The organism is Gordonia insulae, from assembly GCF_003855095.1.
Taxonomy (GTDB): Bacteria; Actinomycetota; Actinomycetes; order Mycobacteriales; family Mycobacteriaceae; genus Gordonia; species Gordonia insulae.
Genome location: NZ_CP033972.1, coordinates 4,881,302 through 4,905,934, shown reverse-complemented (window position 1 = coordinate 4,905,934; position 24,633 = coordinate 4,881,302). Strand labels below are relative to the sequence as shown.

24 protein-coding genes are annotated in these 24,633 nt (G+C 66.8%); 7 read left to right on the top strand and 17 right to left on the bottom strand.

All coding sequences use genetic code 11. The features are described 5' to 3' along the window. Window positions 1–82 precede the first annotated feature (82 nt). Complete coding sequence (locus tag D7316_RS22390; RefSeq protein ID WP_124710223.1) at window positions 83–718, bottom strand: carbonic anhydrase; 636 nt, start codon at window positions 716–718, stop codon at window positions 83–85. Here D7316_RS22390 and D7316_RS22385 point away from each other — a divergent pair. Next, window positions 717–1,613, top strand: coding sequence for an HhH-GPD family protein (locus D7316_RS22385; RefSeq protein ID WP_124710222.1), 897 nt, complete (start codon window positions 717–719; stop codon window positions 1,611–1,613). The two genes, D7316_RS22390 and D7316_RS22385, sit on opposite strands and share 2 nt — an antisense overlap. Before the next feature lie 4 nt (window positions 1,614–1,617). Here the strand turns inward: D7316_RS22385 and D7316_RS22380 are convergent, their stop codons facing one another. Beyond that, window positions 1,618–2,463, bottom strand: coding sequence for an alpha/beta fold hydrolase (locus tag D7316_RS22380; protein WP_124711513.1), 846 nt, complete (start codon window positions 2,461–2,463; stop codon window positions 1,618–1,620). Window positions 2,464–2,502: 39 nt separating this feature from the next. Continuing rightward, the gene (locus D7316_RS22375; protein WP_124710221.1) at window positions 2,503–2,877 is read right to left on the bottom strand and encodes a DUF427 domain-containing protein; all 375 of its coding nucleotides are present in this window, start codon (window positions 2,875–2,877) and stop codon (window positions 2,503–2,505) included. A gap of 76 nt (window positions 2,878–2,953) precedes the next feature. Here D7316_RS22375 and D7316_RS22370 point away from each other — a divergent pair, with 76 nt between their 5' ends. The 3 genes from D7316_RS22370 (at window position 2,954) to D7316_RS22360 (ending at window position 5,506) form a co-directional block, all read left to right on the top strand. Beyond that, window positions 2,954–3,262, top strand: a complete 309-nt coding sequence (locus D7316_RS22370) for an antibiotic biosynthesis monooxygenase family protein (protein ID WP_124710220.1) — start codon at window positions 2,954–2,956, stop codon at window positions 3,260–3,262. Window positions 3,263–3,294: 32 nt separating this feature from the next. Then, window positions 3,295–3,903 carry an LON peptidase substrate-binding domain-containing protein gene (locus D7316_RS22365; protein WP_124711512.1) on the top strand — a complete coding sequence of 203 codons (609 nt, stop codon included), beginning with the start codon at window positions 3,295–3,297 and terminating at the stop codon, window positions 3,901–3,903. A gap of 100 nt (window positions 3,904–4,003) precedes the next feature. Continuing rightward, a complete protein-coding gene (locus D7316_RS22360) occupies window positions 4,004–5,506 on the top strand; it encodes an aldehyde dehydrogenase (RefSeq protein ID WP_124710219.1) in 1,503 nt (500 codons plus the stop codon). Between the two features lie 105 nt (window positions 5,507–5,611). Here D7316_RS22360 and D7316_RS22355 read toward each other — a convergent pair whose 3' ends face one another. The 12 genes from D7316_RS22355 to D7316_RS22300 all read right to left on the bottom strand — a co-directional run bounded on the left by D7316_RS22355 (window position 5,612) and on the right by D7316_RS22300 (window position 17,488). Further along, window positions 5,612–6,220 carry a hypothetical protein gene (locus D7316_RS22355; protein WP_124710218.1) on the bottom strand — a complete coding sequence of 203 codons (609 nt, stop codon included), beginning with the start codon at window positions 6,218–6,220 and terminating at the stop codon, window positions 5,612–5,614. Beyond that, window positions 6,221–7,225, bottom strand: a complete 1,005-nt coding sequence (locus D7316_RS22350; protein ID WP_232017026.1) for a hypothetical protein — start codon at window positions 7,223–7,225, stop codon at window positions 6,221–6,223. Beyond that, window positions 7,222–8,649: an MCE family protein gene (locus tag D7316_RS22345; RefSeq protein WP_124710217.1), complete on the bottom strand. Its 1,428-nt coding sequence runs from the start codon at window positions 8,647–8,649 to the stop codon at window positions 7,222–7,224. Before D7316_RS22345 ends, D7316_RS22350 begins: the two co-directional genes overlap by 4 nt. Next, window positions 8,649–9,911: an MlaD family protein gene (locus D7316_RS22340; protein WP_124711510.1), complete on the bottom strand. Its 1,263-nt coding sequence runs from the start codon at window positions 9,909–9,911 to the stop codon at window positions 8,649–8,651. Before D7316_RS22340 ends, D7316_RS22345 begins: the two co-directional genes overlap by 1 nt. Further along, window positions 9,911–11,170: an MCE family protein gene (locus D7316_RS22335; protein ID WP_124710216.1), complete on the bottom strand. Its 1,260-nt coding sequence runs from the start codon at window positions 11,168–11,170 to the stop codon at window positions 9,911–9,913. Before D7316_RS22335 ends, D7316_RS22340 begins: the two co-directional genes overlap by 1 nt. 3 nt (window positions 11,171–11,173) lie before the next feature. Then, entirely contained in the window at window positions 11,174–12,397 is a 1,224-nt protein-coding gene (locus D7316_RS22330; RefSeq protein ID WP_124710215.1) for an MCE family protein, read from the bottom strand. Beyond that, window positions 12,394–13,452 (bottom strand): MCE family protein, encoded by a 1,059-nt coding sequence (locus D7316_RS22325; protein ID WP_124710214.1) that lies wholly within the window; start codon window positions 13,450–13,452, stop codon window positions 12,394–12,396. The genes D7316_RS22330 and D7316_RS22325 overlap by 4 nt, the downstream gene beginning before the upstream one ends. Then, on the bottom strand, window positions 13,445–14,626 hold the full coding sequence (locus D7316_RS22320; RefSeq protein ID WP_232017025.1) for an MCE family protein: 1,182 nt from the start codon (window positions 14,624–14,626) through the stop codon (window positions 13,445–13,447). Before D7316_RS22320 ends, D7316_RS22325 begins: the two co-directional genes overlap by 8 nt. Window positions 14,627–14,633: 7 nt before the next feature. Beyond that, window positions 14,634–15,485: an MlaE family ABC transporter permease gene (locus D7316_RS22315; RefSeq protein ID WP_124710213.1), complete on the bottom strand. Its 852-nt coding sequence runs from the start codon at window positions 15,483–15,485 to the stop codon at window positions 14,634–14,636. Between the two features lie 3 nt (window positions 15,486–15,488). Continuing rightward, a complete protein-coding gene (locus D7316_RS22310) occupies window positions 15,489–16,229 on the bottom strand; it encodes an MlaE family ABC transporter permease (protein WP_203588569.1) in 741 nt (246 codons plus the stop codon). Window positions 16,230–16,313: 84 nt separating this feature from the next. Continuing rightward, window positions 16,314–17,204: a 3-oxoacyl-ACP reductase gene (locus D7316_RS22305; protein ID WP_124710211.1), complete on the bottom strand. Its 891-nt coding sequence runs from the start codon at window positions 17,202–17,204 to the stop codon at window positions 16,314–16,316. Window positions 17,205–17,299: 95 nt separating this feature from the next. Next, window positions 17,300–17,488 carry a ferredoxin gene (locus D7316_RS22300; RefSeq protein WP_124710210.1) on the bottom strand — a complete coding sequence of 63 codons (189 nt, stop codon included), beginning with the start codon at window positions 17,486–17,488 and terminating at the stop codon, window positions 17,300–17,302. A 138-nt stretch (window positions 17,489–17,626) separates the two neighbouring features. Between D7316_RS22300 and D7316_RS22295 the strand changes: the two genes are divergently transcribed. The 3 genes from D7316_RS22295 to D7316_RS22285 all read left to right on the top strand — a co-directional run bounded on the left by D7316_RS22295 (window position 17,627) and on the right by D7316_RS22285 (window position 21,691). After that, window positions 17,627–18,829: an acyl-CoA dehydrogenase family protein gene (locus D7316_RS22295; RefSeq protein WP_124710209.1), complete on the top strand. Its 1,203-nt coding sequence runs from the start codon at window positions 17,627–17,629 to the stop codon at window positions 18,827–18,829. 184 nt (window positions 18,830–19,013) lie between these two features. Beyond that, window positions 19,014–20,162, top strand: coding sequence for an acyl-CoA dehydrogenase family protein (locus tag D7316_RS22290; RefSeq protein WP_124710208.1), 1,149 nt, complete (start codon window positions 19,014–19,016; stop codon window positions 20,160–20,162). After that, entirely contained in the window at window positions 20,159–21,691 is a 1,533-nt protein-coding gene (locus D7316_RS22285; protein WP_124710207.1) for a long-chain-fatty-acid--CoA ligase, read from the top strand. The genes D7316_RS22290 and D7316_RS22285 overlap by 4 nt, the downstream gene beginning before the upstream one ends. 91 nt (window positions 21,692–21,782) lie before the next feature. On the opposite strand, the gene D7316_RS22280 is transcribed toward D7316_RS22285, so the two are convergent. Then, the gene (locus tag D7316_RS22280) at window positions 21,783–22,931 is read right to left on the bottom strand and encodes an NAD(P)H-dependent flavin oxidoreductase (RefSeq protein ID WP_124710206.1); all 1,149 of its coding nucleotides are present in this window, start codon (window positions 22,929–22,931) and stop codon (window positions 21,783–21,785) included. 1 nt (window position 22,932) lies between these two features. Beyond that, a complete protein-coding gene (locus D7316_RS22275) occupies window positions 22,933–24,576 on the bottom strand; it encodes an acyl-CoA synthetase (protein ID WP_124710205.1) in 1,644 nt (547 codons plus the stop codon). Between the last annotated feature and the right edge of the window lie 57 nt (window positions 24,577–24,633).

The window sequence follows — 24,633 nt, the reverse complement described above, 5'->3', positions numbered from 1 at the left end:
ACCCTGCTCGGCGTGTCGCACAAACAGGCCCTGACCGGCGAAAAGTCTAAAGTCGGGGTTCAGCCTCGGGGGCCGGGACGCGTCACGCGCCGACGGTCTCGATACCGTCGAGCTGACCGATCACGCCGCGAACCTGTGCCCGGCCCTCGCCGAGCTGATACGTCAGTCCGACGATCGCGAGACGGCCATCGGCGACCCGGTCGGCGATGATCCGGCTGCGTTCCATCAATTGCTTGCCGGTCTCGAGGACGTGCCGCGCCTCGAACTCGTCGACCCGGGTGAGGCCCTCGCTTCGGCCGGCCAGGATGCTCGGGCTCACCTTCTCCACGACGTCACGGATGTAGCCGCCGGGGATCTGCAGGTTGTCCAGGGCGTTGAGGGTGGCCTTGACCGCCCCGCAGCTGTCGTGGCCGAGAACCGCGATCAACGGCACCTCGAGCACCTCGGCGGCAAACTCCAGGGAGCCGAGGACGGCCGAGTCGATGACCTGGCCGGCCGTGCGGACCACGAACATGTCGCCGAGTCCCTGATCGAAGATGATCTCCGCCGCGAGACGTGAATCGGAGCAGCCGAACAGCACCACGTGCGGATGCTGTCCCGATGCCAGTCGTTCCCGATCCTCGCTACCCTGTTTGGGATGTTGAGACTCACCGGCAACGAACCGATCGTTACCTTCCTGCAGGATCTTCCAGGCCTCAGTCGGCGTCACTTGGCTCATGCCGACTAGTGTGCCACCGGGCGTTCTGCTCGGCTGGTTCGACCTCCACGAGCGCGACCTCCCCTGGCGTGCCCCCGGCCTGTCCGGCTGGCAGATCCTGATCAGCGAGATCATGCTGCAGCAGACCCCGGTGTCCCGGGTCGTCGCACCGTGGTCGGACTGGGTGCACCGGTGGCCGGTGCCGTCGGCGATGGCCGCCGCCTCCCCCGGTGAGGTCCTGCGCGCATGGGGGAAGCTGGGGTATCCGCGGCGCGCACTGCGACTGCACGAATGCGCGACCGTACTCGCCGAACACCACGACGACCGCGTCCCCGAGGACGTGGCGGTGATGCTCACCCTGCCCGGCATCGGTGACTACACCGCTCGCGCGGTCGCCTGTTTCGCCTACGGCCAATCGGTTCCGGTGGTGGACACCAACGTCCGGCGGGTGATCGCCCGGGCCGTGCACGGTCGCGAACAGCCGGGCAATCCGTCGCGCACCGACCTCGATGACGCCTCCGCGCTCCTCCCCCGCGCCGCCGACGGCACCCTCGCCGACCGTGCGCCGCGGTTCTCCGCCGCCCTGATGGAACTCGGCGCCCTGGTGTGCACGGCACGCAACCCCCGGTGCGATGACTGCCCACTCACCGACTGCCGATGGGTTGGGCTCGGACGACCCGCCCACACCGGCCCGAAACGCAAGGTGCAGAAGTTCGCCGGCACCGACCGGCAGGTGCGCGGACTGTTGCTCGACGTCCTGCGGGGCACCGATCATCCCGTCGCACGCAGACGACTGGACACGGTGTGGACCACCGATCCGGCCCAGCGCGACCGTGCACTGGACTCCCTTCTCGTCGACGGTCTCGTCGAACTCACCCTCGACGGTCGGTATTGTCTTGCGGGCGAGGCGAACTGACGGTTCAGACGGACAGGCTCGACAGGAACGCCTCTACGGCACCCCGGAAGACGTCGGGGGCGTCGTCATGTACGAGGTGTCCGGCGGCCGGGACCCGCAGGTACTGCGCACGGCCGTTGACCGAGCACATGGTGCGCATCTGGCCGGGCGGGGTCACCGAGTACTCGGCTTCGACGACCAACGACGGCACCCGCACGGCTTTCCATTCCGACCAGAAGTCCCGCGCGCCCCATTCCTCGGCGATCTCGGCCCAGATCGGCAGCCTGCCGTGGAGACGGCCGTCGTCGAATGCCTCGTAGAAGTAGCGGCCCGCCACCTCGCCGAACATCTCCTGGGCGTGGGTCATCGAGTCGAACCGCTCCGGCCAGCTCTCGAACCAGGGCGTCCAGGTGCGTGTGGTCTGCCCGCGGAAGTCGGGCGCCATGTCCTCGATCACCAACGCCGAGACCATCTCCGGGTAGGCCGACGCGGCGCACCAGGCGTGCAGGCCACCCATCGAATGGCCGATCAGGACGGCGGGTCCCTGGTCGATCCAGGTGAGGACCTCGGCGAGGTCGGTGACGAATCGCTCGGTGCCGAGCTCCGACGGGTCCTCGGGTGCGGAGACGTCGGCACCGGTGTGGAAGGCCGCGTCGAGGGTGAACACGCGACCATGTCGTCGCAGCCACGGGATCTGCCGACGCCACGTGCGCCCGCGACCCATCAGGCCGTGCAGCAGCACGATCGGGCCGACCCCGCGGATCGGCTGACCGTCGGCGTCGGTCGGTCCGCCGTGGTCGCGCAGCCCGATCTCCGGCACGGAATCGCCGTACCCGCCGGCGCCGGGCTCATCGCTCGATACGGCGGGCATGGCGGTCACGGACTACAGGGTATGGCAACGATTCCCGGTTCAGGCCGGTGCCACGTCGACCGCCACGCGGCCGGGATAGAACGCGACGTGATCGGAGATGTCGGCGACGGCGTCGTACGCGGTGCGATACGTCCACACGGCGTCGGTGAGTACGTCGTCACCGACGACCAGGTCGTAGTAATTGCAGTCGCCCTTGTACGGGCAGTAGGTGGTGGTCGAACTGTCCCGCAACAGCGACCGGTCCACGGCGTCGAGGGGAACGTACTGGACCGGCGGATAACTCGCCTCACGCAGGGTGAGCGCGCCGTCGGTGTCGGCGACGACGAGGTCCCCGACCCGGACGACGACTCGCCCTTGGGTCGGTGTCACGGTGATCGGATGATCCGGCCCGGGTTCCAGTCTCTCGCGGGACATGTCGCCACCTCCACTGTGCGTACCTGCTTCTGTGACTCCACCATGCCACCACCTGCCCGCCCAGTAGGGTGGCTTCATGGCAGTTGTGAAGATCAATGCGATCTCGGTACCCGAGGGTGCCGGACCAGAACTCGAGAAGCGCTTCGCGAATCGCGCCCACTCGGTGGACGGCTCCAAGGGGTTCCTCGGATTCCAGTTGCTCCGTCCCGTCAAGGGCGACGACCGGTACTTCGTGGTGACGCAGTGGGAGACCGAAGAGGACTTCCAGGCGTGGGTGTCCGGCCCGGCGCGGGAAGCCCATTCGGGTGAGCGCGCCAAGCCGGTGGCCAGCGGTGCCGACCTGCTCGAGTTCGAGGTCGTGCTCGACGCCAGGCCCAGCACCTGACCGCAACACCGTCCGACCCGGCGGTGACACCGATGTTCCCGCTGGGCACCGCCCTGTTGCCGGGTGAGCCGCTGCCGTTGCGCATCTTCGAGCCGCGCTACCGGCAGATGCTCACCGACTGCCTCGGGACGTCGCGAGCGGGCCGATTTGGCGTCGTCTTGATCGCGCGTGGGAGTGAGGTCGGGGGCGGGGAGGTCCGGCACGACGTCGGCACGTTCGCGCGCATCGAGAACCTGCTCCAACAGCCGGACGGGCGCGCGACGCTGACCTGTACCGGCACCGATCGGTTCCGGGTCACCGAGTGGCTGCCCGATGACCCGTACCCACAGGCCGTCGTCGAGGTGCTGCCCGAACCGGCGATGCGCGCCGAGGACTCCCCTCGGCTCGTCGAGTTGGGGTCGGCGTTGCGGGCGTTCGTCGACGAGGTCGCGCTCACCCGTCCGGAGGCGGTGCCGGTCGATCTCCCGGATTTCGACGTCGCCGATCTCGTCGTACACGGCGTCTTCGAGTGGGCCACCCGGTTGCCTGTCGGCCCGGCAGATCGCCAGCGACTGCTCGAATGCGACACGGTGGCCGATCAGATCGCCGTGCTCGACGACGTCGTCGAGGGCCTGACCGCGATGATCCGCTTCGGTCGGTGACCCCACCCGACCACTCGGAGACCACCCCTGGCAGAAAAGTTAGAACGTGTTCTAGTATCGGGTGTGGAGTAGTTCACACCACCACTCAGGAGCACAATTCATGACCGAGACCGTCGAGTCCCGTCCGGCAGCCGACCTCGTCGGCGCCGGTGACCAACCGCAGCTGTTCATCGGCGGGCGGTGGGTCGACCCGCATTCGACCGAGAAACTCGAGGTGTTCTCACCGGCAACCGGCGAACGGGTGGGTTCGGTCCCCCTCGCCGACGAGGTGGATGTCGACACCGCGGTGAAGACCGCCCGCGCCGCGTTCGAATCGGGCGTCTGGCGCAACACCCCGCCTGCCGAGCGTGCCGCGGTCCTCAACCGCGCCGCCGACCTGATCAACGAGCGATCCGCCGACATCACCAATCTGGTGTCCGCCGAGATGGGCGCCACCCCGACCGACGTCGCCACCCTGCAGCAACTCGCCGGCACCGGCGTCCTCCAGGGCTACGCCGCCGCGGCCACCGACTTCCCCTGGGAGGAGCGTCGCGCGGGGCTGTTCGGCGAGACGTTGGTGACCCGCGAGGCGGTGGGTGTCGTCGGCGCGATCATCGCCTGGAACGTCCCGTTGTTCTTGCTGTGCAACAAGTTCGGGCCCGCACTGGCCGCCGGTTGCTCGATCGTGCTCAAGCCGGCTCCCGAGACACCGCTCAACGCGAACCTGCTCGCGCAGACCTTCGTCGACGCCGGCGTGCCGGAAGGCGTCATCTCGATCGTGCCGGGTGGGGTCGCCGCCGGGCAGGCGCTCGTCGACCATCCCGACGTCGACAAGATCACCTTCACCGGTTCGACCGCCGCCGGTCGCGCGATCGCCGCGCGCTGCGGCGAAACCCTCAAGCGTTGCTCCCTCGAACTCGGTGGCAAGTCCGCGGCGATCGTCCTCGACGACGTCGATCTCGAGGCGAACATCCACATGCTGGTCTTCTCGGCCGGGCTCATCAACGCCGGTCAGGCGTGTGTCGCGCAGACGCGCGTGTTGGTCCCGCAGTCGCGGCACGACGAGATCGTCGCCGCCATGGTCGAGACGGCGAAGTCCTTCGTCCCCGGGCTGCCCACGGCACCCGGCACCACGCTGGGCCCCCTGATCACCGACAAGCAGCGCCAGAAGGTCGAGGGCTACGTCGCGAAGGGCAAGGAGGAGGGCGCCACCGCGGTGCTCGACGGCACCCGCCCCGAGGGCCTCGACGACGGCTTCTACGTCACCCCGACCATCTTCACCGGGGTCACCAACGACATGACCATCGCCCGCGAGGAGATCTTCGGTCCGGTCATCAGCGTCATCGCCTATGACACCGTCGACGACGCCATCGCCATCGCCAACGACTCCGATTACGGTCTGGCCGGGTCCATCTGGACCGCCGACGTCGAACGTGGCGTCGAGGTCGCGAAGCAGATCCGCACCGGCACCCTCGGGATCAACTGGTACGCCATCGATCCCGCGTCACCGTTCGGCGGCTACAAGAACTCCGGCATCGGTCGCGAGAACGGCCGCGAGGGCCTCGAGTCGTACCTCGAGCACAAGTCGATCCTCATGCCGATGGGGTACACCTCCGAATCCTGATCTCGCACAGGGCCTGACCTCTCACAGGGCAGGGGCCGGTCACCAGATGGTGACCGGCCCCGATCCCGTTGACAGCCGGGTTGAGTGCGGGCGGATGCCGCCGGGTCAGGGAGTGGGCGGCGCGGACGGCGCGGCGGAGGACGCCGACGGCGCCGTCGGTAGCGGCACGGCCCCGGGCGGCGGCGTGTCGGAGTGTTCGACGCGACTGCGGAACGAGTCGTCGGTGATGACGTCGATGCCGTTGATCATCCACGTGTCACCCTGTTTCACCATCGTGAAGGTGAGGCGACTGGGATCGACACGCACGAGTTCCTTGTCACCGCGCGTCACCGACTGGTTCATGAAGATCAGGACTTTCGACGTGTCCGCGGTGTTCTCCACGACGCCGGCGTCCTGGATGGTCACCGCGGACACCACACCCTGCTTGCGGACCTCGGTGGCGAGGTTGCTCTTGGTGACCAGGTCGTTGTACGTCGACTCCGCGGGGCCGGTCAGGACCGCCCTCGATTCGGCGATGTGCTCGACGACGTTGTCCGGGTTGTAGCCGAACATCGTGGTGGCGTAGCCCCTCGCCGCCTCGAGCGACGAGTTCCGCGCCTCCTCGGTGGCCCGGTCGTCGAAGAACCGGATACCGAGGAACACCGCGACGGCTGCGGATGCGACCAGCAGGACGGCCAGCGAGGCGGCGACGACGCGACCGGTGGTGATCTTCATCTACGTCACCCACTCGAAGTTGGTCATCTTCAGGTCGCCGTTGATGCGGGTCATCTGCACCCGCCACCGGAACGTCTGAACGATCGTCTCCTCCTTGGGATCCGGGCTCTTCATCTGCCACCCGTAGACCACGATGACGGTGCCCTCGTCCGGTTCCGCCTTGGTGACCGCGTCGGACAGGATGGTGGTCTCGGTGGTCAGGTTCTGGTCCTTGACCAGACCGACCGCCTGTTTCATCGAGTCCTGCATCTGCTGCTGGGCACGACCGCTCGTCTTGTCCTCCAACGTCTTCAGCGCACCGTCGACGTTCTTCGGATTCAGCGTGGTGAGGTTGACGATCATCTGCTGCGCGAAGTCGGAGTACTCGGTGCGCAGGTCGTTCTTCTCCCCGTAGCGATGGATACCGAGGCCGAACACCACCGACACCGCAACGCAGGCGATGATCGCGACGACGCAGACCGATGCCAGCGCAACGCGTTTCGCACCCGCCGAACTCTTGCCGCGATAACGGACCTTCGAGTCGTCGGCCCCGGGGACATGGTCGCCACCGTCTGGTCGGCCCGAGTCGGCCCGCGCCTTGCGGCGTTCCCGGTAGCTGAGGCCTTCGCCCGCGACCACCGTGGCGCCGGACGTGTCGTCGTCGGTGGTCTGCGGTGTCGAACTGTCGGGTGTCGAACTGTCGGGTGTCGAACTGTCGGGTGTCGAACTGTCGGGTGTCGAACTGTCGGGTGTCGAGGCATCCGGGGCCGATGCGTCGCCCGCAGGCGCCGGGGCCGCGGTCTCGCCCGCGCCCGACGTCGTCGACCGCTTGCGTCCGCGTGCGAGGGGCGCCTTGCGCACCGGGGCGCGACGAACCGGGGTCTGCGATGCCGAGCCGGGATCGGATGCGTCGAGTTCCTCTGCGCCGGTCTTGTCTGCGCCTGTCTTGTCTGCGCCGGTCTTGTCTGCGCTGGTCTTGTCTGCGCCGGTATCTGGTGCGGTGTCCTCGGGTTCCCCCGGGGTCACTTCTGCACCGTCTGGGTTATCAAGCTCTGCCATGTACTGCCTTGTCCTCGTGAATCCTGCCCGAGACCGGCGTTGTAGGTCTTGCCGTCCGGACCGATGTAGTCACCCGTTTTCGGATCGTACGGGGTGGCGTAGACGGCGGCCCCGGGCCGGTAGCTCGACGGCGTCGCCTGCGTGGTCTCACCCCTTGCCGGCTGCCCCGGCAACTTCAGGCCGAACGGGACACCGTTGGGGAACGGGACGTTCTCCCCCTTGGGCGTGTAGCCCGTCCGGCATTCCTCCGGCGTGGGTGCACGACGCCCCGGGAACTCGGCGCACGGGAAGTTGCGGGCACCGCGCACCGCCAGATTCGAATCCTGCGGTACGCGACACAGCATGCCCGGCGGGAGATCGCGCGGCGTCTGGATGGCCGGCGACCGCCACTGGCTGGACGGCAGGAACCCCATCGTGCACGTGCCGGGATCCTGGAAACCCAGCGCGAAATCGACGTTGGCGCCGTAGTTCCCGTTCTCGGTGTTCAGTGCGGTGATCAGCGCCGCGATGAGGCGCGGGTAGATCACCACGATCTGCTGCAGATTCGGGTGGTAGACCGCCAATGTCTTCGACGCCACACCGAGATTCGCGATCAACATCGGCAGTGTCTGGTCCATCGACGAGAACAGCTCTTGTGTCTGCGCAGCCGTCGACGGACCCTTCGCCAGGATGTCGGTGACCTCAGGGTTGTTGGCTCGCAGCTGATCGGTGAACTTGGTGACGTCTGCAGTCCACGAGCGGATCGCGTCCGAGGTGGACGACTGCGTCGCGAGCAACGGGCCCGCCTGGTCCACCAAAGCGAGCAGCTGGTCGGTGTTCTTGGTGGCGTCGTCGACGAGCAGGGTCATCGAGTCCAGGAGCCGCTGGAGTTGCTCACCAGTGCCGTTGAACGCCACGAACGCCTCATCCATCACCGCGCGCAGCTTGGTGTCGCCGACCTTGTCGAGCAGCGCGTTGGCCTGGTCGAGCATCGTCGAGATCTCCACCGGGACATCGCCACTGGTGATCACCGAGCCGTTCGTCAGGTGACCGGTCGGCCCGTTCGGCACCGGGGTGAACTCGACGTACTGCTCGCCGATCGCGGACACGCTGCGCACCGCCGCCTGCGACGACACCGGGATCTCGGTGCCGTTGCCGATCGAGAGGTCGGCGACGACACCGTTCTCGGTCAGCCGCACGGCGGTGACCTTGCCGACGTTGACGCCCCGGAAACTGACGTTCGCGTTCTGGTAGAGCCCGCCGGTGCTCGGCAGCTTCAACTCCACCCGGTACTCGCCCACCCCGAACATCGACGGGATGCGGATGTAGAAGACGGCCATCACGATGAGCGAGATGATGGTGACGATCGAGAAGATGAGCAACTGGATGCGGACGAAACGCGTGATCTTCATCAGTTACCCCCTCCCTGGGCCGGTGCCGGTGCGGTCGTCGATGCGGGCGCACGTGTCTTCGGTTGTTTCTTCGAGGTACGCGGCTGCATACCGTCGGGGCTCAGCGGCGAGGTGAACGGATTCAGCCCGCGCTTGGCCGCCCCGGCCGGCTGCCCCAGGACACCTTCCGGCCCGACGAGTCCGACCGATGATGCCAGTCCGCGCGACAGCCGTTCGAAGCTGAGATCGAGCACGAGGTCGGCGTTCACGTAGTCGCCCTTGACGATGTGCGGGATCGCCTCCTCGTAGAACGGGAACGTGAGGAAGATGCCGAGCGACTGCGTCAGTGCCGGACCCGTGGCCGCCAGCTGGTCCAGCACCGGCGACAGGTTCGACACGATGGTCTTGATGTCCTGGTCGTTGGCGTCGAGGATGTCGTTGCTCGTCTTCGACAACTTGCCAAGCGCCGCAAGGGTGTCGGTGAACTGCTGTCGTTGTTCGACGAGAAGTCCGAGGATCGCGGGCCCGTCGGCGAGAGCCTTCTCCACCGTCGGGGTCTGCGCGTTGATCGAGGCACTGAGGCGGTCGAGCCCATCCATCGCGCGGATGATGTTGGCCTTCTGCCGATTCAGGTCACCGATCAACGTGTTCAGCCGTGGGATCAGCCGGCTGATCACGTCCTGGCGACCGGTGAACACCGAGTTCATCTCGTGCACGATGTCACCGAACTGCGCGAGGCCGCCGCCGTTGAGCACCACCGAGAGCGAACTCAGCACCTGTTCGGTGGTCGGGTAGGTACACGCCGCGACCTGTTGCGCCGAATTGATGTCCGGGACCGCAGGCACCGACGGGTCGGTGGTGATGTTGCTCTGCTCCGGACACTTGGTCAGCGGGATCTCGTCGCCGGGCGCCATCACCCCGCCGGTCGGCTTCTCCGGCTGGATGATCTGCAGATGCGACGAACCGAGCACACTGGTCATACCGACCATGACGTGCGAGCCGCGCGGGACCGTCACGCCCTTGTCCAGCCGGATGCCGACGTGCGCGTTCCAATCCTGCACCTCGATCTTGCCGACGCTGCCGACGGTGGCGTCGTTGATCATCACCGGAGCGTTGGTGACCAGCCCCGCGGCCGTCGGGATCATCGCGGCGATCTCGTACGACCCATCGCTGGTGCCCTGCGCCCCGGGGATCGCCATGCTGTTGAGGCCCTGGAATCCGCACGCCGACACCGCGACCATCACCGAGGCGAGAATGACACCGGCCAGTCCTGCGCGGCGCATCATCCCTCACCCCCGAACGGGACGAGCAGGTTGCCCAATGCGCCGCCGCCGTTGTCCTTGCGGGTCAACGCGTCGTTCTCGCGGATCCCCTGCTGGGCCCGAGCCTTGACGTCGGCGTTCTGGTACTGGATCTGGTTGGGCCGCGCGTTGATCCCGCTGACCGGGTTGGTGAGGAACGGCGGGTAGTTCACCGAGATGGACGACAGCACGGGCGCGAGCACGTCCACGCACTTCTCCACCTCGGCCTGACTCTGTCCGGGACGGTCGTTGGCCTCCATCGTCCCGCACAGCATCGTGATCAGGTTGCCCGCCATACCCAGCCCGAAGATGCCCGACAGCGATCCGGTGAGCGGGTTGTAGATGTTGTAGAAGTTGGCGAGCTGGTTGGGTCCGGAGTGCAGCAGTCCGCGAACCTGCTCGTCCTTGTCGGCGACGATCTTCGTGGCGTCGGCGAGGTTCTTGACCGAGCCGGACAGCGCCTGCCCGTTCGTGTCGATGAAGTTCTGCACGTCCGACATCGCGCTGTCGAGGTTGTGCAGGGCACCGTTGAGCGCATCGGTGTTGCCGGCCAGCACATTGCTCACCGACGCGATTCGGCCGTTGAACTGGACCAGCTGCTCATGGCTGGTGGACAGTGCGTCGGTGAGCTTCTGCAGGCTGCGCACGGTGGCGAACAGGTCGCCGCGCCCGGCCGACAGGGTGCCCATGACGTCGGAGAGTTCCTTGATCGACGCGTTGATCGCGGCACCGTTGCCGTCCAGATTCTGGTCGGCAACGTCGATGAGCCGTGCCGCCGAACCGGGTTCGGCGCCCTTGGGTCCGACCGCCTCGGTCAGCTGGGACAGCTGCTTCTTGATGTCGTCCCACTCGACCGGCACCGCGGTGCGCTCCATCGGGATGTCGGCGCCGTCGGCCATCTGCGGGCCGCCCGAGTAGACGGGCGTCAGTTGGATGAACCGTCCGGACACGAGACTCTGGGCGATCACCACGGCCTTGGCGTCCGCCGGGATCGAGGTGTCCTTGTCGATCCGCATGGTGACCTTGACGTCGCCGTCGCGCGGCGAGATCGACGTCACCTTGCCGACATTGACACCGAGCACCCGCACCGGGTCGCCGTTGTACAGGCCGCTGACCGACGGGAAGAAGGCCGTGACGGTGTTGGTGGTGGCCCGCGTGACGCCCAGATAGCCGGCGACGACCACCAGGATCACCAGCACCACGGCGGCGATGATCTGCCAGACGCGTTTTCCGACGCCCATGTGTCAGCCCCCCTGCCGTGGTGTCGATGCCGGTGCCTTCGGATAACTCGGCTTCGGGGCCTTCGGCCGTGGCGCGTTCGGGTCGTAGCCGGGCTGAAGGGTGAAGCCCTTCGGGTCCACCGGGTTGGTGTAACTGAACGCGCGCCAGACCTCCGGGTACTTGCGCTGCAACACCTTCATGAACACTGCCGTGTAATCACCGAAGGTCGGGATGCCGACCAGCGACGAGAAGTACGGGCCCGACGCGACGGCCTCACCCAGCACGTTCGCGTACGGTCCGAGCTGGTCGATCGCCCCCTTCAGGCTGGCCTCGTTGTCGGTGAGGATCTTCAGCACCCCGTCGAGCTTGTTGAGCACCGGCGTCAGCTGGGCGTTGTTGTCCGCGATGAAGCCACTGATCTGCGCGCTCACGTCGCGGGTGCCCGAGATCAGCTGTCCGAGTGCCTGTTGCCTCAACTGCAGTTCACCGACGAGCGAATTGGCATCCAGCAGAAGCCGGTTGATCTGCTGGCTGCGGTCGCCGACGATCTTGGTCACCTGGTTGGCCTTGCCGAGCAGTGCGCGCAGGGTCTCGTCGCGGTCGGCAACCGCCTTGGACAGGCGGGCCACACCGTCGACGGCACCGCGCACCTGGGACGGAGTCTCCGAGAACGTGTCCGACAAGACGTTGAGCGCATCGTTGAGCTGCTCGGTGTTCGTGTCGGCCAGGGTGTCGGTGGCGCCCTCGAGGGCATCGGTCAGCGAGTACGGCGCGATGGTGTTCTCGTTGGGGATCTCACCACCGGGTTTGATCCGGCTCGGACCGTGCGGCACGATCGTCAGATTCCGGCGACCGAGCACGGTCTCGGTCTTGATGGCCGCCTGCGAGTCGATGCCGATCAACACGGTGTCGTTCATCCTGAAGGTGACCGCAGCCTTGGTGCCCCGGTCGGTGTTGGCGAGCGAGACGGCTTGCACGGTACCGACATTCACACCCGAGACGGTGACGATGTCACCGGAGACCAGACCGCCCGCGTCGTCGAAGTACGCGGTGTAGGTACTGATCGGGGACAGGTAGGGAAGTTTGTCCATCTGCAGCGCGACGACCACCACGAGCGCCGTGATGACGACGCCGATGATGCCGATCTGTGCACGACTTCGACCGCCGCGCTTGTCCTCTCGGGCCACGTCGGCGTCGCCGGACGCGGTGCGGTCGTTGCGGAACATGCCGCCGAATGGGAGATTCACCTGAACGTGCACCTCCCGCCGGGTCCGGTCGTGTCGCCTGCCGCGTTGATGTTCGACCACATGATCTGTTTGTCCCCCGGACCGGTGAAGACGATCCGCACCTTGCACAGCCACAGCTGCAGCCACGCCCCGTAGCTACCCAAGTTCGACAGCGCCTTGAAGTCGCCGGGTAGCCGTTTGATCAGGGCACTGACGTAGTCGCCGCCCTTCAGGAACTCCTCGGAGGTCTGCCCGAGGTTGGCCGTGGTGGCCTCGATGTCGGGCCGCGTGGACACCAACAGATCCGACAGTCCGTTCGTCAGCTTCGATGTCTGTGTCAGGGCGTTGCCGATGGTGCCGCGCTGTGCGGCGAGCCCGCTCACGAGCTGCTGGAGCAGGTCGACGCTCTGGTCGAAGCCGGCCCGGTCGCCGTCGAGTGTGGTCAGCGTCTGGTTCAGATTGTTGATGACGTCGTCGATCAGCTGGTCACGGTCGGCGAGCGCGTTGGTGAACTGCGACGTGTTCGACAACAGGTTGTTCAGTTCGCCGCCCTGGCCCTGGAACACCGCGATAAGCGAGGACGACAGCTCGTTCACCTCGGCGGGGTTCAACGTCCGGAAGAGTGGTTTGAACCCACCGAGTAGTTTGTCGAGGTCCAGGGCGGGCTCGGTCTGGGTGATCGGGATCTGGCCACCGGGCGCGAGTGTCTCCGACGGATCGCCGGTGCCCCGCTGCAGCTCGAGGTAGCGGTCGCCGGTCAGGTTCTCGTAGCGCACCAACGCCCGGACGGACCCCGGCAGCGGGAACTTCTCGTCGACGTCGAAGCCGATCTTCGCCTCGTTGTCGCGGGTCAGTGACACACCCGTCACCGAGCCCACCTCGACGCCGGCGATCTTCACCTTGCTGCCGGACTTGATGGCCGACGCACTGGTGAACAGCGCCGAATACTCCTCGGTCTTACCCGAGCGGTAGCGGCTGAACACGACGACGAGCGCCACGAACACCAGGACCATCACGATGGTGAAGGCCCCCAACTTGATCAGGGTCGCGCGAAACGCGCGAGCGCGGTTATCCACGGGGCGGGGCTCCGAACAGCAATTGGAAGATCTTCTGCTTGTTGGCTTTCGGGGTCGTACGGGGCTGGTACGGCAGAGGCGCGTTGTCGCTCACGTAGAACGGGGTGTGCACCTCGGAGTCCTGGTTGCTGAGCCCGTTCTCACAGGTCGGCGGACCGTCGGCGCGGACCAGGGGTAGGTCCTCCGGATAGCGGTACGGGTCCTTGCCCGGCAGCAGGCCGGCGTTGAGCTTGATCATGCCGGTGTCGATACCGAAGACCGGCGCGGCCTTCTGTCCGGCGACCGCGGTCGCGGTGATGAAGCATTTCAGGCCGGGGGCCTGATAGCCCAGCAACTGCGCCGTCGGGTTGAGGTTCGACAGGGTGGAGATCAACGTCGCCTTCGACGGGGCGATGACTCCGTCGATGGTGTTCGCCATCCCGGTCGCGTTGATCAGCAACGCGTCGAGGTTGGCGGTGTTGTCGACCAGGGTGTTGCCGGTGTAGGTGAAGTTGTCCACCGTCCGCATCAGGTCCGGCATCGTGTCGGCGTAGACGTTGGTCACCGACGCGGTCTGCCGGAACAGCGCGTTCAGCTCGGGCAGGTGGTCTCTGTTCGTCTTGCCGACCAGCGTGGACAGCTGGTCGAGCGCCACCCCGACATCGTCGCCGCGACCGGACAACGCGGTGTTGATCGCGCCCAGGGTGGCGTTCAGCTTCTCCGGCTGGATCTCGGCGAGCACGCTCACCAGTTGCTGGTACACGGTGTTGAGCTCGACGACGACGTGGTCGGCGTCGATGGTCTGTCCGGGCTGCAACGTCCCCGACGGCCCGTCGGTCGGTACCACCAGGTTCACGGCCTTCGCGCCGAAGATGGTGTTCGACTTGATGTCGGCGGACACGTTGCCGGGGATCTGCGACATCTGGTCCGACGCGATGTCCAGCTTCAGGACGGCGTTGCCGCCGTCCTCGGAGATCGACCCGACGCGACCGACCTCGACGCCCCGGAGCTTCACCTTCGCGTCCGGGTTCATCACCAGACCGGCCCGCGGCGCCTGCAGTGTCACCGTCTGGGTGGAGGCGAACCAGCCGAGGAATTGGCCGGCCGCCGCCGCGATGATCACGACCAGCGACACGATCATCACCGTCGCCGCCGTTCGCCGGACCGCTCTGCTGCGCTCCTGTCGTCTCGCCATCGTCTGCCTACCCCGCCAGATTGAATTTGCCGTCGGCGCCGTAGATGGCGAGCGAGGTCAGGAGTGTGATCACGACCACAACAACGAGCGATGCGCGAACTGCGTTCCCGACCGCCACGCCCACGCCGACGGGTCCGCCCGAGGCGTTGTAGCCGTAGTAGGTGTGGATGAGCATGACCGCGACGGCCATACAGATGGCCTGCACGAACGACCAGAGGATGTCCGACGGGATCAGGAACGTGTTGAAGTAGTGGTCGTAGACGCCGGGCGACTGGCCGTAGATGAAGACCGTCGCGAACCGGCTGGCCAGGAACGATGCCAGCGACGCCAGCGCGTAGAGCGGGATGATCGCGATCAATCCCGCGACGATCCGGGTGCTCACCAGATACGGGATCGACGAGATGGCCATGGTCTCCAGCGCGTCGATCTCCTCGCTGACCCGCATGGCGCCGAGTTGCGCGGTCGCGCCGGCACCGATCGTCGCGGCCAGCGCGATACCGGCGATCACCGGCACCGCGATGCGGACGTTGATGAAGGCGGAGAAGAAGCCGGTCAGGGCCTCGACTCCGATGTTGGCCAGCGAGCTGTACCCCTGGACGGCGATCGTGCCGCCGGTGAAGAGGGTGAGGAAGCCGACGACTACCACGGTGCCGCCGATCATCGCGAGCGCGCCGGTGCCCATGGAGATCTCCGCGATGAGCCGCAGGGTCTCCTTCTTGTAGTGCTTCAGCGCACGCGGGATGGCGACGAGGCTGTCCCAATAGAACAGCGCCTGATCGCCGATCTGGTCCCAGTCCTCGCCTGCGCGTTTCGCGGCGACACGAGCGGTCCGGAATCGGGTGGTGAACGGAAGGACCATGTCTCAGCCCGCCGTGGCTTTGAGTCCGACGGCGGTGACCACGACGTTCACCACGAACAGCGCCATGAAGGAGTAGACGACGGTCTCGTTGACGGCGTCCCCGACACCCTTCGCGCCGCCCTTGACGTTCAGCCCCTGGTAACAGCCCACCATGCCGGCGAACAGGCCGAAAAGCGCCGCCTTCACCATCGAGATCATCAGTTCCCCGAAGCCGGTCAACAGGGTGAGGTTGGCGATGAACGCACCCGGGTTCACATCCTGCAGGAAGACCGAGAACATGAAGCCGCCACCGATGCCGATGGTGCACACGAGGCTGTTCAGCAGGATCGCCACCCCGGTCGACGCGATGATGCGCGGCACGACCAGACGGTGGATCGGGTTGATGCCGAGCACCTTCATCGCGTCGATCTCTTCGCGGATGGTGCGGGCCCCGAGGTCGGCGCAGATCGCGGTGGCACCGGCGCCCGCCACGATCAACACGGTCACGATCGGACCGATCTGGGTGATCGTGCCCAGCGCGGCGCCCGCGCCGGAGAGGTCCTGCGCGCCGATCTCACGCAGCAGGATGTTCAGGGTGAAGCTGACGAGCACGGTGAACGGGATCGCGACCAGCAGGGTGGGGACCATCGAGACCCGGGCGATCGCCCAGGACTGCTCTACCGTCTCCCGCCATTGAAACGGCCGCCGGAACAGTTCCCGCGCCGATTCGACCCCCAGGGCGACGAAGTCCCCAACACCGGACATGGGCGTTGCGAGCTTCTCAAACACCAACACTCCTTACCCCCACCGAACATCGAGAACCTATCACGCACGTCACGGACCCTCTGGTCAGTTGACCAATTGCCCCGCCGAGAACGTCCGGTTCTCGTCCCGCCCCGCAAAGTAGCTGGTCAGAGTCTTGGCGAGGTCCCCGTCCTCCCACGCGTCCCCCACGGCCGCGAAGGTCTCCTCGATCGTCGGCGCGGCCATCAGCATGACCTTGGCGCCATAGACGACGAACACCTGTCCGGTAATCCTTTCGGCATCGCTTCCCGAAAGGTACTTCACCAGGCTGACGACGTGTTCGGGCGCCAGCGGGTCCACTCCGGCGTCCGGGGCGTCCCCGAACACCTCCGACGTCATCGGCGTCCGCGCCCGCGGACAGATAGCGTTCGCCGTGACGCCGTAGCGTCCCAGTGCGCGTGCCGCGGAGACGGTCAGCGCGATGATCCCCGACTTCGCCGCCGCATAGTTGGCCTGACCGCCGGGCCCGAGCAGGCCCGCCTCGGACGCGGTGTTGATCAGCCGGCCGTGCACGGGTCCACCGGCGGCCTTCGAGGCCGAGCGCCAATGGCTCGCCGCATTGCGGTTGAGCAGGAAGTGCCCACGCAGGTGCACGCGGATGACCAGGTCCCATTCGTCATCGGTCATGTTGAACAGCATCTTGTCGCGGGTGATCCCCGCGTTGCTCATGACGATGTCGAGACCACCGAGATCCTCGGTGGCGGTGCGCATGATCTCGGTGGCCGTCGCCGACTCCGCGATGTCCCCCGCAACCGGCACGGCACGACCCCCGGCCGCACCGATCACATCGATGACATCACTCGAATCCAGCGACCCCGCAAGGTCGTTCACGATCACCGTGGCACCCTGCGCGGCCAGCCCGATCGCCTCCGCACGACCGAGTCCCCCACCGGCGCCGGTCACGACCGCCACCCGTCCGTCCAATGACCGACTCACGCCAGTTCCCTTCACGAGGCTGCAATAAACTAGAACCTGTTCTAGCACGAACGCGCCCAGACCGGAACCGGTTGGTCAGATCGGACCCGACGAACTCACTCCAGCGAGAGCGCCGACTTGGGGCAGCTGGCGACCACCTGACGCATTTCCTCTTCCCGCTCCGCGGGTACGTCTTCTGCGAGAATCACCAGGTAATCGTCGTCGTCGAGGTCGAAAACATCTGGGGCCATGCCCACACAGACCCCATTGGACTCGCAGAGGTCGAAATCTGCCTTGATTCGCATCCTGGCCACTCCATTCAAACGGTTCGTCTGGTTGACGGGCTGTGTCATTCAGGTTAGAACGTGTTTCAGAAGTTGGCGAGCACAGATGTTCGCCTCCCCCGGCTGACCACTGTGACACACCAAGAACTCGGAGCCCCGATGCGCATTGCCTACACCGACCAGCAGACCGACCTCCGCCGGGAGTTGCGGGCCTACTTCGCGGCCCTGATGACCGACGAACGCCGCGCAGCACTCACCGGCGGCGAGGGCGAACTCGGCGAAGGTGATGCCTACCGCGACGTGGTCGCGCAGATGGGCGCCGACGGCTGGCTGGCGCTCGGCTGGCCGACCGAGTACGGCGGCCAGAACCGTTCCATGATGGATCAGCTGATCTTCACCGACGAGGCGGCGATCGCCGGCGCGCCGGTGCCGTTCCTGACCATCAACTCGGTGGCACCGACGATCATGCACTACGGCACGGACGAGCAGAAGGCGTTCTTCCTGCCGAAGATCGCGGCCGGACAGCTGCACTTCTCCATCGGGTACTCCGAGCCCGGTGCGGGCACCGATCTCGCCGCGCTGCGCACCACGGCGATCCGCGACGGTGACGACTACGTGATCAACGGGCAGAAGATGTGGACCAGCCTGGTCCCCTACGCCGACTACATCTGGCTCGCATGTCGCACCGACCCCAGCACCCTGGAGCCCGGCGGCAAGAAGCATCACGGCATCTCGATGATCATCGTCCCCGCCGACGCCGAGGGATTCAGCTACACGCCCGTGCACACCATGGCCGGCGTCGACACCAGCGCGACGTACTACCAGGACGTCCGCGTCCCCACATCGGCCCTGGTCGGCGAGGAGGGCGGCGGCTGGCCGCTGGTGACCAACCAGCTCAACCACGAGCGCGTCGCATTGTGCAGCGCCGCACCGATCCAGACCGCTCTCAAGGAGACCATCGAATGGGCGCAGCACACCAAGACCGGCGACGGCCAGCGCGTCATCGACACCCCATGGGTCCAGGCGAACCTCGCACGCGTGCACGCCAAGGTGGAGTTCCTGAAGCTGATCAACTGGAAGATCGCGTCGATCGCCGCCTCCGGCGCCTCCCCGAGCCCCGCCGACGCGTCGGCCACCAAGGTGTTCGGCACCGAGTTCGCCACCGAGGCATACCGTCTGCTGATGGAGGTGGTCGGACCGGCGGCCACCTTGCGCCGCGGTAGCACCGGCGCGCATCTGCAGGGCCGCCTGGAGCGGTTCCAACGGTCGTCGCTGATCCTCACCTTCGGCGGCGGGACGAACGAGGTCCAGCGCGACATCATCGGCATGCTCGCCCTCGGACTGCCGCACCAGCGCCGGTAGCCGCCACGTCCCGCTGGTCCGATCTCGATACGCGACTCACTCCGTTCGCCGCTACTCGATCAGCGGATTGGGTCCCGGCTCGAGTAGCCCGCGACGAGACGCCCACCAGACCGCTGGTCGAGTAGCCGCGACGAAGGAGCGGCGTATCGAGACCACCACCACCAACCGAAAGTCAGTACAGACAATGGATTTCACACTTCCCGAATCCGGCGAGGATGTCCGCGGACTGGCGCGCGACATCGCCACCAAGGTCAGCACCCCCGAGCGGGTCGCGGAGCTCGAGTCCGCGGACGCCCCGGTCGACGCCGAGCTCTGGCGCGAGCTCGGCGCGGCCGGGCTGCTCGGCCTGGAGCTGTCGAGTTCCGCCGCGGGGGATCGCGGCGGTGACCTCTCGGCGATCGAGAACTCGGTCGTCGCCGAGGAATTGGGCCGAGCACTCGCCCGCGTCCCGTTCGCCGCACACGCGTGCGCGGCGCTGCCGGTCATCGCCGCCCGCGGTGGTGCGACGTTGCGGGAGTCCACCGTCGTACCGGCCGCCGGCGGCGAGATCGTCCTCACCGTCGCGTTCGAGGAGGACCTGGGCTCCGACGTCACGTCACCGACCACCACCGCGACGCGTGCGGGGGACCGACTGACCCTCAACGGGACCAAGGTCAATGTCGCCTACCCGCAGGCCGCCAATGCGTTCGTGGTCAACGCATCCGGCCCGGACGGTCCGGTTGCCGTCGTCGTCGCGGCCGATGCGCCCGGGGTACAGATCACCGGCACCGCATCGACGGGCCGGATCCCCACCGGGCAGGTCGACTTCACCGACGTGACCGTCGAGGCCGATCGCGTGCTCGAGGGCGGCGTGGCCGCCGTGGACGACATCGCCGATCGCCTCACGCTGGCGATCTGCGCGGAGCAATCCGGAATCCTCTCGCGTGCACTCGAACTCACGGCGGAGTACGCCCGCGAACGCGAGCAGTTCGGTCGGGCGATCGGTTCGTTCCAGGCGGTCGCCCAGCGGCTCGCCGACGGCTACATCGATTCCCAGGGTCTGTCGTTGACCACCACCCAGGCGGCGTGGATGCTCGCGAACCTGCACAGCGATGCGCCCACCGGTGACGAGGCCGATCTGCGCACGGCGATCAACACCGCCAAGTTCTGGGCCACCGAGGCCGGTCACCGGATCGCGCACACCACCGTGCATGTCCACGGCGGGGTCGGACTGGACACCAGCCACCCTGTCCACCGGTACTTCCTGCGCGCCAAGCAGAACGAGTTCACGCTCGGGTCGTCGCCGGTGGTGCTCGCCTCGATCGGCGCACATCTCGCCGACACCCCGGTGTGACTCTCGCAGCCCTGCTGACCGCGGTCGCCGAGGTGGACGACCGCGGGCTCTACCACGACGACGAGTTCGTCTCGTGGCGTGATCATGTCGACGCCTCGCGACGTCGCGGCGCGGTCATCCGTGGGCTGCTGGCACACGATCGGCCCGCCCATGTCGGTGTGCTGATGGAGAACTCACCGGAGTTCAGCTACCTGCTCGGGTCCGCCGCGCTGGGTTCCTTCGTCCTGGTCGGCCTCAACACCACCCGTCGCGGAACGGCGCTTGCCGCCGACATCCGCCGATCGGATTGCCAGATCGTATTGACGGACAACCGAACCCGGGGTCTGATCGACGGCACCGACATCGGTGACATCCGGGTGATCGACGTCGACGACGACTCCTGGGTGACCTCGATCCGCGACCCACTCCGTTCACCGCCACCCAATCAGTGGGAGGGCCCGCGTCCCGACGATCTGATGATGCTCATCTTCACCTCGGGCACCACCGGTGATCCGAAGGCGGTGCGCTGCACTCAGCGCAAGCTCGCCGAGAGTGGCGCGATGCTGGCGGACCGATTCGAGATCGGCGCCGACGACGTCGTCTACCTGTCGATGCCCATGTTCCACTCCAATGCCGTCATCGCCGGGTGGTCTGTTGCGCTCGCCGGTGGCGCATCTGTGGCCCTGCGCCGCCGGTTCTCGGCGAGCGGATTCCTCCCCGACATCCGGCGCTACGGCATCACCTTCGCCAACTACGTCGGCAAGCCACTCAACTACATCCTGGCCACGCCCGAGGGTTCCGACGACGCCGAGAACACGCTGCGCATCATGTACGGCAACGAGGCCTCGGCGCGCGATCGCATCCGATTCGCCGAGCGGTTCGGGTGCCGGGTGGTCGACGGATTCGGCTCCACCGAGGGTGGGGTCGCCATCACGCGCACCCCGGACACGCCCCCGGAAGCCCTTGGCCCGTTACGTCCGCCGACCTCTGTGATCGACCCGGAGACCGGTGTCCCGGTGGCTGCGGGCGAGGTCGGCGAGATCGTCAACGCGTCCGGCCCCGGGCTGTTCAGCGGCTACTACAACGATCCCGGGGCCTCCGCCGACCGGATGCGCGACGGCGTCTATCACACCGGCGATCTCGCGTGGGTCGACGACGACGGCTACCTGCACTTCGCCGGCCGCCTCGGTGACTGGCTCCGTGTCGACGGGGAGAATCTCGGGACCGGGCCGATCGAGCGAATCCTGTTACGGCACCCACTCATCCGGCAGGTCGCGGTCTATGGTGTGCCGGTGGAGATCGGGGACGAGATCGAGGCCGTGCTGGTCACCGACGGCGATCTGTCCGCCGACGATCTCACCCGGTTCCTCGAGGCGCAATCCGATCTCGGCCCGAAGCAGTGGCCACATCGGGTTCGCCTCACCCACGAGTTGCCCGACACCGCCACGTTCAAGACGGTCAAGCGTGAACTCCGCGACATCGCCGTGCCGCACAGCTGGACCCGGTGCGACGGCCGGTACGTGGAGGCCGAGCACACGCCGTCCCGGTGACGGCTGCTACAGCACGATGAGAGCGAGGCCCCGACGACGATCGTCGGTGCCTCGCTCTCTGCCGCAGTCGTGAACCGGCTCGGACCGGCGGTCAGCTCACCGGGGCGGTGACCGTCGCGTTCATCCGCGCGACGGCCTGGTCGTACTCGCCCACCAGACCCGCGATCATGTCGGCGACGGGGACGATCTCGTTGCACCGCCCCACGATCTGGCCGGCCGGCATCGCGACGACGTCGGGGTCGTCGGCCGCCGAGATCCTCGCGTGTGCCTCCGCGACGAGCAGATTCTGCAGCGGCATCGGCAGCGGGTCCGGGGCACCCGGCGCATCCCAGGCGTCGGTCCACTTCGTCTTCAACAGCCGTGCAGGCTTTCCCGAGTAGATGCGACGACGCACGGTGTCCCGCGACGTCGCCTTCAGCAGTGCTTTCTGCACCGTCGACGGCCCCTGCGCATCCGGCTCCATGCCGAGCTTGTACTCGGCCGCGGTCAGCCAGTAGGTGCCCATCCACACGCCCTGCGCGCCGAGGGCGATCGCCGCGGCGATCTGTCGACCGCTGCCCACCCCGCCGGCGGCGAGCACCGGCGCGGTGTCACCGACCGCATCGACGAGTTCGGGCCACAGGATCATCGAGGTGACCTCGCCGGTGTGGCCGCCACCCTCGTAACCCTGCGCGATGACGATGTCGACGCCGGCCTCGACATGATGCAGCGCATGCTCTTTCGCGCCGGCCAAGGCCGCAACCAGCACGCCGTTGTCGTGCGACGTCTGGATCACGTCGGAGGGCGGCGAGCCGAGCGCGTTGGCGATCAACTTGATCTGCCCGTACTTGCGCGCGTGCTCCATCGAGACGTCCACATGCGAACGTGCCACCGAATGCAACCAGCCCAGCACACCGGCGTCCACTCGCTCACCGTTCGGCAGCGGGGGCACACCGAGGTCGTCGAGCGTACGTTCCACGAATGCCCGATGTTCCGGCGAGATCATCGAATCCAGATCCAGCTTGCTTCCCTCGGTGGGGATCTTCGCGGGCATCACGATGTCGACGCCGAACGGCTTGCCGTCGGTGTTCTCGTGCATCCATTCGAGCACCTCGTCGAGTTCGTCGGCCTCGTTGAAGCGGACGCAGCCGAGCACCCCCAACCCGCCCGCGCGGCTGATCGCCGCGGCGACGTCCTGGCTCGGGGTGAACCCGAAGATCGGGTAGTCGATGCCGAAACGTTCGGCGAGTGCGGTACGCATGTCAGCTCTTCTCCGGGGCGCCGAGCGCCTCATCTGCGGGTCGTTCCTGGGTGATCCCGGCACCCCACCGGTAGTCGGGCTTGCCCGCCGGGGATCGCTTGATCTCGTCGACGAACCACACGCTGCGCGGACACTTGTAGCCGGCGAGTTCCTTGCGGACGACGTCGTTCAACTCGGCGAGCTTCGGGCGCGCGCCGTCCCGGGTCGCGATGACCGCTGCGACCCGCTGACCGAACCGCGCGTCGGCGACGCCGACCACGACGGTGTCGAACACGTCCGGATGCGCCTTCAGCGCACCCTCCACCTCTTCGGGGAACACCTTCTCGCCACCGGTGTTGATCGAGACCGATCCCCGACCGAGCATCGTGATGGTGCCGTCCTCCTCGACCTGGGCGAAATCTCCCGGGAGTGAGTAGCGAACTCCGTTGAACTCCTTGAATGTCTTCGCCGACTTCTCCGGGTCGTTGTGATAGCGCAGCGGGATGTGGCCGGTGCGCGCCAGTACGCCGATCTCACCGCTGCCGGGGGCCACGCGGGTGCCGTCTTCCCGGAGTACGTGGGTCTCGCTGTCCGCCTTCACCCGGGGCCCACCCGTGTGCGGGGAGTCCTTCGACGCGACTCCGAGACCGCCGAAGCCCGTCTCCGACGACCCGATCGCGTCGATGATGATGGCATTCGGGAAGCGGTCGATGAACTGTTCCTTGATGCTCGGCGAGAACAGACACGCCGACGACGCGATGGACACGACGCTGCTCAGATCGTGCTCGTCCTTCTCCGACAGCGCCTCGATCATGGGACGTCCCATGGCATCTCCGGTGATGAACACGACGTTGACGCGATGCCGCTCGATGACGTCCCAGACATGACCACCGCTGAACTCGGGGTACACCACCGCTTTACCGCCACCGAACAGCGCCTGGAAGATCGCCCACTGGGAACCACCGTGGATGAACGGCGGGATCGGGAACCGGACGAGCTGACCACCGTCGGCGCCCTCACGCGCGAGTTGCCACTCGTCGGCGACGGGAGTGCTGGTGTACCAGTCGATCCCACCACCGAGGACACGCCAGACGTCGACCTGTCGCCAGACGACACCCTTCGGTTTTCCGGTCGTGCCGCCGGTGTAGAGCATGTACAGGTCGTCGTCGGAGCGCTCCTCGAAATCCCGCTCGGTCGAGGACCGCTCGATCGCGTCCTCGTACCCGATCGTGTCCTCGCGTCCGGCGCACTCGAGAGTCGCGTCCGATCCGTCGTCGATGGCGATCCGATGCTCGATCGTCGGCGCCTTCGGCAACGTGTTGCACACGCGTTCACAGAACTGCCGCTCATGGATCAGCACCTTCATCCCGGAGTCGGTGAAGATGTGCTCGAGTTCGGATTCGACGTAGCGGTAGTTGACGTTCACCATCACCGCGCGGGCCTTGAAGATGGCGACCATCGACTCGACCGCCTCGATGGTGTTGCGGCTGTAGAGGCCCACTCTGTCACCCGGCTGCACGCCGAGTTCGCGGAGAGTGTGGGCGAGGGCGTTGGATCTCGCCTCGAGTTGGGCATAGGTTCGCGTCTCGTCCCCGGATTCCAGCGCGATGCGGTCGGGCACCAGGTCGACGGCATGCTCGATGAGGTCGGCAATCGTATAGGCCATGGCAACAAAATTAGAACGTGTTATCGTTTCGGGCAAGTACCGATCACATACCGATGC

Coding starts and splice junctions, on each gene's coding strand:
- D7316_RS22385 (WP_124710222.1), top strand. CDS start 717: ATGCCGACTAGTGTGCCACCGGGCGTTCTGCTCGGCTGGTTCGACCTC.
- D7316_RS22390 (WP_124710223.1), bottom strand. CDS start 718: ATGAGCCAAGTGACGCCGACTGAGGCCTGGAAGATCCTGCAGGAAGGT.
- D7316_RS22380 (WP_124711513.1), bottom strand. CDS start 2,463: ATGCCCGCCGTATCGAGCGATGAGCCCGGCGCCGGCGGGTACGGCGAT.
- D7316_RS22375 (WP_124710221.1), bottom strand. CDS start 2,877: ATGTCCCGCGAGAGACTGGAACCCGGGCCGGATCATCCGATCACCGTG.
- D7316_RS22370 (WP_124710220.1), top strand. CDS start 2,954: ATGGCAGTTGTGAAGATCAATGCGATCTCGGTACCCGAGGGTGCCGGA.
- D7316_RS22365 (WP_124711512.1), top strand. CDS start 3,295: ATGTTCCCGCTGGGCACCGCCCTGTTGCCGGGTGAGCCGCTGCCGTTG.
- D7316_RS22360 (WP_124710219.1), top strand. CDS start 4,004: ATGACCGAGACCGTCGAGTCCCGTCCGGCAGCCGACCTCGTCGGCGCC.
- D7316_RS22355 (WP_124710218.1), bottom strand. CDS start 6,220: ATGAAGATCACCACCGGTCGCGTCGTCGCCGCCTCGCTGGCCGTCCTG.
- D7316_RS22345 (WP_124710217.1), bottom strand. CDS start 8,649: ATGAAGATCACGCGTTTCGTCCGCATCCAGTTGCTCATCTTCTCGATC.
- D7316_RS22340 (WP_124711510.1), bottom strand. CDS start 9,911: ATGCGCCGCGCAGGACTGGCCGGTGTCATTCTCGCCTCGGTGATGGTC.
- D7316_RS22335 (WP_124710216.1), bottom strand. CDS start 11,170: ATGGGCGTCGGAAAACGCGTCTGGCAGATCATCGCCGCCGTGGTGCTG.
- D7316_RS22320 (WP_232017025.1), bottom strand. CDS start 14,626: ATGGCGAGACGACAGGAGCGCAGCAGAGCGGTCCGGCGAACGGCGGCG.
- D7316_RS22315 (WP_124710213.1), bottom strand. CDS start 15,485: ATGGTCCTTCCGTTCACCACCCGATTCCGGACCGCTCGTGTCGCCGCG.
- D7316_RS22310 (WP_203588569.1), bottom strand. CDS start 16,229: ATGTCCGGTGTTGGGGACTTCGTCGCCCTGGGGGTCGAATCGGCGCGG.
- D7316_RS22300 (WP_124710210.1), bottom strand. CDS start 17,488: ATGCGAATCAAGGCAGATTTCGACCTCTGCGAGTCCAATGGGGTCTGT.
- D7316_RS22295 (WP_124710209.1), top strand. CDS start 17,627: ATGCGCATTGCCTACACCGACCAGCAGACCGACCTCCGCCGGGAGTTG.
- D7316_RS22290 (WP_124710208.1), top strand. CDS start 19,014: ATGGATTTCACACTTCCCGAATCCGGCGAGGATGTCCGCGGACTGGCG.
- D7316_RS22280 (WP_124710206.1), bottom strand. CDS start 22,931: ATGCGTACCGCACTCGCCGAACGTTTCGGCATCGACTACCCGATCTTC.
- D7316_RS22275 (WP_124710205.1), bottom strand. CDS start 24,576: ATGGCCTATACGATTGCCGACCTCATCGAGCATGCCGTCGACCTGGTG.